Raw genomic sequence first — 1,423 nt, forward strand, 5'->3', positions numbered from 1 at the left:
GACGAGGACTGACCCCGTCCACGGGCGGGGTTCACCGTTGTCAGTGGTGAACCGGACACGCGCTGCGGGTGGTGCGGCTCACGCACCACCCGCAGCGCAAACGCTGGAGCCGGACCCGACTGCTTCGGCTTCCTCCACTACCCCTTGTAGTTCTTGTTGGGGACGTACTTCCCCAGGGAACCGTCCGGCTTCACCTCCCAGACTCCCTTGATGTACTCCGGACGGATCCCGCCCGGGAAGGCGATCTCGTCCTCGTGGGAGTAGGGGCTGTCGTTGAAGGTCTGGTTGATGTCGATCCCACCGGGCGCATCGATGTCGTAGACGTACTTGGCGCCCCACTTGGTGGCGAATTCCTCGTTGTACGTGGTGCCGACGAAGGCGGACGGCTCACTGTCGTTGACGTAGCTGTCCAGGTCCGTGTTGTACTCGCTCCGCGGCGCGAAGCCCTCCTCGAAGATGACGCTCGGCGGACGGTCGTCATTGCGGAAGAGGGGCTCACGTGTGTCACGCCACTTCAGACTGCCCTTACCCTCGATGCTTTCCTGGATGCTCTCCACATCCACGTCCGGGTCAATCGCCACCTCCGGGTGAGGATTGGGCCTCGGACCAACGTCCTTGTCGTGATCCTTGTCGCTGTCGTGGTCTTTGTCCTGGTCTTCGTCGGTGTCGTGGTCTTTGTCGTTGTCGTCCTGCCGCGTCGGATCTGAACAGGCGCCGGAGCCGAGAGCGGCATTCGCGGCATCTTCGGCCCCTTGATAGGTGTCGTAGCCGGGGACCGCGGCACTGGCGGTGCCCATGGCGGCGGCGGCAACGGCGGCGAGACCGGACTGCATGGACTGCATGCCCGCTCCGGGAGCGCCGCCGGCCCCATTGCCGGGGCCGACGGCCAGGGTGACCCGACCGCTGGAGCGGCGCACCGACATGGCGATGCCGGCGCCCATGCCACCACCGACGCCGGCGGTGTCGCAGTCCTTCTCGGGGTCCTCGGGCTGCTCGGGGTCCTTGGGCCCCGGGTCCTCAGGCTCTTCCGGCTGGCCGCCACCGCTGCTGCCACCGGTCGATCCGCCGGAGGAGCCACCGCTGCTGCCACCGGTCGATCCGCCGGAGGAACCACCACTGCTGCCACCGGTCGATCCGCCGGAGGAACCACCACTGCTGCCACCGGTCGATCCGCCCGAACTCGGGCCACCGATGACACCACCGATCAGACCACCGATCAGACCGCCATCGGCGCCGCCCGATGAGCCGCCGGAGCTGGAGCCGCCGGAGCTGGAGCCACCGGAGTTGGAGCCGCCTGACGTGTCGCCGGAGGAGCCGCCGTTGGAGCCACCCGATGAACCGCCGGAGGAGCCGCCGTTGTTGCCGCCGGTTGATCCGCCGGAGTTGGAGCCGCCTGATGCGCCTCCGGACGAACCGCCAGAGT

The 1,423-nt window shown here is 67.9% G+C and carries 1 protein-coding gene; it reads right to left on the minus strand.

What is annotated here, in order from left to right:
• Positions 1 to 137: 137 nt before the first annotated feature.
• A partial coding sequence (locus tag ACWGI8_RS44295; protein WP_453669287.1) for a scabin-related ADP-ribosyltransferase occupies positions 138 to 1,423 on the minus strand: 1,286 nt, incomplete at its 5' end.

It is taken from the genome of Streptomyces sp. NPDC054841 (assembly GCF_053611045.1).